This window comes from Marinobacter sp. L-80, assembly GCF_056859395.1.
Map to the genome: position 1 here is coordinate 1 of NZ_JBSXOI010000010.1, position 4419 is coordinate 4419.

Consider the following 4419-nt stretch of genomic DNA (forward strand, 5'->3'; position numbering starts at 1 on the left):
CTGATAACCGTCTTGACTGACTGAATAGAGAGAATCGAGACTCTATTCGGCTGGATATTGTGGATACGTTCTCGGGCCGAACTGTGATTCGACGCGGCGGGGTCACTTGCTCAAAATACTTCTGCCGCGCAGACCCCTAGCTATTTATGACTTTTGCTTAAGGGTGTGAAACAGTCTCGGCCGCCAAGCGCAGAAAAGGGTCCACACAAACAGACCGTGAACCTGAGCCATGATTCATGGTGGAAAAGACACCTTATAGCAATTGTTAACTGACTTCACATGAAACCGATTCAACACTGAAAAGGCCACTTTACTGCCCCAAAATCGCCCTTTTTTTAAAAAATATTTATTTTTTTATATATTTTTCATGCATTTATTAATATTATCCATGGGACTACATATCCCATGGTTGCCGGAATAAGCCCGTCGAGATACAGTTCGATCTAAGAGCCGGACAGAACCAAGACCATTTTTCCGATACCCGAAAGCCCATGCGCAGTGACGGCAAACTCGCCACACCTGCTCTCACCCCACAGAAAGGATTAACCGTGGCAAATATCGAGAAACGGACCAGCAAAGACGGAAAAACCAGCTACCGCGTTAAGATTCGCCTGAAAGGTCGGCAGCCTGAAACCGCAACTTTTAAGCGGCTAACCGATGCAAAACGTTGGGCAACTCAGACAGAGGCCGCAATCAGAGAAGGTCGTTACTTCCATTCCGCCGCAGGCAAGGGCAAAACCCTTTCAGATGCAATAGACCGATACTCCAGAGACCTCCTGCCCATTCTGAAGGACCAGAAACATCGCCAAGCTCATCTTGAGTGGTGGCGTAAGAAGCTTGGCCAAACCGAGATTGGCGACATCACCTCCATGCTTATCATGGAATACAGAGACGATTTGAAAGCCACGCCCTATAAGGTTGGCGGCACACTCAAACCTCGATCCGATGCAACCGTTAATCGCTATGTTGCATCACTCAGCCCAGTCATGGCGGCTGCGGCAAACGAATGGGGGTGGATACAGAATAACCCCTGCCAGAAGGTTCGTCGGGGTGGTGAAACTCGGGGTCGAACTCGGTTTTTATCCAGTGATGAGCGAAAAGCACTGTTGGCTGCTTGCGACAAAGCGACAGACACGCCTGAATTAAAAATCATCGTTCTTTTAGCCATAACAACGGGAGGCAGGCGAGGAGAAATAGCAGGTTTGCGGTGGCGTGACGTTGACCTGAAGCGCCACCGAATCACCTTTGCAGATACGAAGAACGGAGAGACCCGCTCCGCTCCTCTTGTCGGGCCAGCACTGGACGCTTTAAAAGACTGGGCAAAGGTGCGACCGCTTGACGACGCTGCTTACGTTTTCCCAGGTAGAACGGACAAAACCAAGAGCAAGCCCCTGGATTTCGAGCGAGCATGGAGAACTGCATTAAAGCGAGCAGAACTGTCAGATTTCAAATTCCACGACCTACGCCATACGGCGGCAAGCTACCTAGCCATGAATGGAGCCGGCCTTCGGGAAATCGCTGACATACTCGGCCACAAAACACTAGCGATGGTCCAGAGGTACAGTCATCTAACTGAAGACCACAAAAGCTCGATTGTGGAACGCATGGCGAATGCGATATTCAATGATTAGGTGTGATTCGGGCACCACAGACAAACTTACAAAGCTAAGATTAATGACTTTTATCTATTGAAAATAGCACATCAATCGACTCTCTAAATCAAAATTTCGTGGTACACAGAACGATTGTTCAAAGACTTAACGCTAGCGATAAAAAACCTATCCGAAACTCAAATTTAGACTAATTTCCGCGTCTTGAGCAGCGTTTGCCTGTAGAACCGAGAAACTGCAAGGTGAAGACAAGTTCGGATCAAATAAGCGGGATACGGAAGTGCGCCAACACCACCGTACCCGCCCGGACCCATTGCCGTTTCAGGCTGGGTGCTATTGAGATGACACTCCGCAATAGCAGCTTGAAGATAACAGGCAGTCCAAGCTGAGACAAATTCAGCTGACGATTGTTAGCCCCCTCCCTGATTACGGCATAACTGGAACCTAGATAACTGAGGTACGTTATGTCCGACCGACACTTTTCAATTCTGAGACTTTCAGAAACTCTTCGCCGCACTGGACTCAGCCGCGCCACGCTCTATGAACTGCAAGCGGCGGGTGAATTCCCAAAGTCCATAAAGTTGTCCCGCCATGGCAATGCCGTTGGATGGGTTGAAGCAGAAGTTACCCAGTGGGTACAGGACCGCATTTCGGAACGAGATCGCAGGCGCTAGCCCACACGCCACTTCATCACCCCCTTTGAAAAGGAATGCTCTTAATTGAGCAGGGGTGAGCTCAACCTCAAAACGGCGGATCCAGCTTATGAAAACTGATCGAGAAAACCCAATGTCAGTGCAGGCCGACAAGTTCATGCACTGTGAGATAAACCAAGAAAGTCCTTCGTTCACTGCGAAAACTCCCCAGATGAACCTCACGAATTCAGCGCCAACTCTCCTGACGATCAACCAACTTTGTCAGTTGGAGCCGGCCCTCACGCCCGGAGGCATTCGACACCTTTTATTTACCAAGGGGCACAATTTGCCCGGGGTTTACAGGTTTGGCCGAAAAATCCTATTTGATCGCACCGAATTTATGGGAGGCATCAAAAAGGGCAGCACAGCGATCATCGGCGGGAGTAAATCGGCATGAGCCAGCTAAATCTGATAACCGCAAAACCACTCAAGTCACCCCGCCAATACAGGGCCCTTAGAGAGCTTCTAGCAAGACCATGCTCGGTGCGACATCTAATGGAGTGTGCCGGCGGCAACAATATTCCTCAGCTCATTTCATCCTTGCGCGCACGAGGACTGCAGATTGAACCGGTCCCTTGCTCTGGCAAAGACAGAGATGGTCGCGAGGTTCGGTATTGTGAATACCAACTACAGCCGCAATCAAAGTATCTTGCCATCAAATTGCTTTCGCTGGAGGGTGACCAATGAAAGGACAATTCTTTGCTGTCGGTCGCCCCCAATTCATCCAAGCCTGCCATCTAGGCATGAACCCGGCCGTAGCCTTTCTGGTTATGGCTCGGGGGACTCTAGCAGACAATTCGACAACTTTATGGAGTGCTCTAGCAATTTACAAATACTCCGGGGTAGCGAGACGTCGCGGGAAAAAGGCCATCGAGTTGCTTATGGGTGAAGGCCTTGTTGAAGCAATCAGTGAGACCTCGAAACCAAAGTACAAACTCGAAAAGCCTGAAAACCACGACGACCTGGTTTGGCTACCCAACACTCTCGTTGATGGTGCCGGCAAAGAAATCCCTCCCATAATGAAACTCAGAGAGTACGGCAGCCTCGAAATCCTCGAAAAGTTCATTCTGCTTTACCACGAGCAGGACCTTGAGGCTGACGGGGGCATTCCAAGAACAATTGCGCGAAGGGATTTCAAAAGGGAGTGGATCGGAGAAATTGGCCCCTTTAATCTTTTCGGGTTCTTCCCCAAACGATGGACAGCCAGCTCCGTTGGGATCTTCTCCGAGTGCGAAGGAAGAGGTGATGAAACCGGCTGTGAGGGAGCTTGGACTATATTAGAGCCGCTGATGAAGATGGGGCTGCTGGAAGAGTGCCTGTATGTGAGCGAGTCCAGGGAACAGGAATCGGAGCTAATCTATCCGGTTATACAGGAAACGCAAGATGCCATCGGAAAGCTATGGGAGTGGGCGGAGCGAGTTAACAGGTACGATTTTTTAGAAAAACGGGAAGAGTTTGAGCATTTTGGGATAGCTCTCCAGCACATTCCATGTAGTGGTCAAGTGTTTTAGGCCACCGTCTTTTGAGCTTTCCAGTAGGCCTGTTCTGCCACATTCGGCGGCAATCCGCCGTTGTGTTTATGAGGCCGCAGTGCGCTGTAATAACCGATCATATAGTCCGTGACCGATTGCTTTGCCGAGGCAAAGCACGGATACCCGATTCCCGGCACCCATTCTGTTTTCAGACTCCGGAAGAAGCGCTCGGTGGGAGCGTTATCCCAGCAATTCCCGCGTCGGCTGAGGCTCTGTTTCATTTGATAACTCCAGAGCAACTGCCGGAATCGTAGGCTGGTGTACTGGCACCCTTGATCCGAATGGAACATGACTCCTGAAGGCTTTCCCCGGGATTCATACGCAATCGTCAGAGCCTTCTTCACCAGATCCGTATTCGGCGACAGAGATATGGCCCAACCCACCGGTTTACGGGAGAACAAATCGATCACAACAGCCAGGTAAGCCCAGCGCGCACCGGTCCACAGTAGAGTAAGAGGCAGGGCGTAGTCGGACTATTTCCCTGCCTCTCCTCTCCGAACCGGACGTGCACCTTTCAGCGCATCCGGCTCTCCGTTTAAACGCTGGACAGTGCCATAGCGACCTCAGGAAAGCGCGAGGTCCAAG

4 protein-coding genes and 1 pseudogene are annotated in these 4419 nt (G+C 50.6%); 4 read left to right on the forward strand and 1 reads right to left on the reverse strand.

Translation table 11 applies throughout. The annotated features are described in order from the left end of the window. Positions 1–491: 491 nt before the first annotated feature. The 4 genes from AC13E3_RS00235 to AC13E3_RS00250 all read left to right on the forward strand — a co-directional run bounded on the left by AC13E3_RS00235 (position 492) and on the right by AC13E3_RS00250 (position 3813). A complete protein-coding gene (locus AC13E3_RS00235; protein ID WP_482901558.1) occupies positions 492–1631 on the forward strand; it encodes a tyrosine-type recombinase/integrase in 1140 nt (379 codons plus the stop codon). A 443-nt stretch (positions 1632–2074) separates the two neighbouring features. Further along, entirely contained in the window at positions 2075–2284 is a 210-nt protein-coding gene (locus tag AC13E3_RS00240; protein WP_136631445.1) for a helix-turn-helix transcriptional regulator, read from the forward strand. An 88-nt stretch (positions 2285–2372) separates the two neighbouring features. Beyond that, positions 2373–2699: a hypothetical protein gene (locus tag AC13E3_RS00245; protein WP_482901559.1), complete on the forward strand. Its 327-nt coding sequence runs from the start codon at positions 2373–2375 to the stop codon at positions 2697–2699. A gap of 286 nt (positions 2700–2985) precedes the next feature. Continuing rightward, entirely contained in the window at positions 2986–3813 is an 828-nt protein-coding gene (locus AC13E3_RS00250) for a hypothetical protein (RefSeq protein ID WP_482901560.1), read from the forward strand. Here AC13E3_RS00250 and AC13E3_RS00255 read toward each other — a convergent pair. Continuing rightward, positions 3810–4289 (reverse strand): annotated as a pseudogene (locus AC13E3_RS00255) (IS3 family transposase); the annotation flags it as partial. The gene AC13E3_RS00250 and the pseudogene AC13E3_RS00255 sit on opposite strands and share 4 nt — an antisense overlap. Positions 4290–4419: the final 130 nt, after the last annotated feature.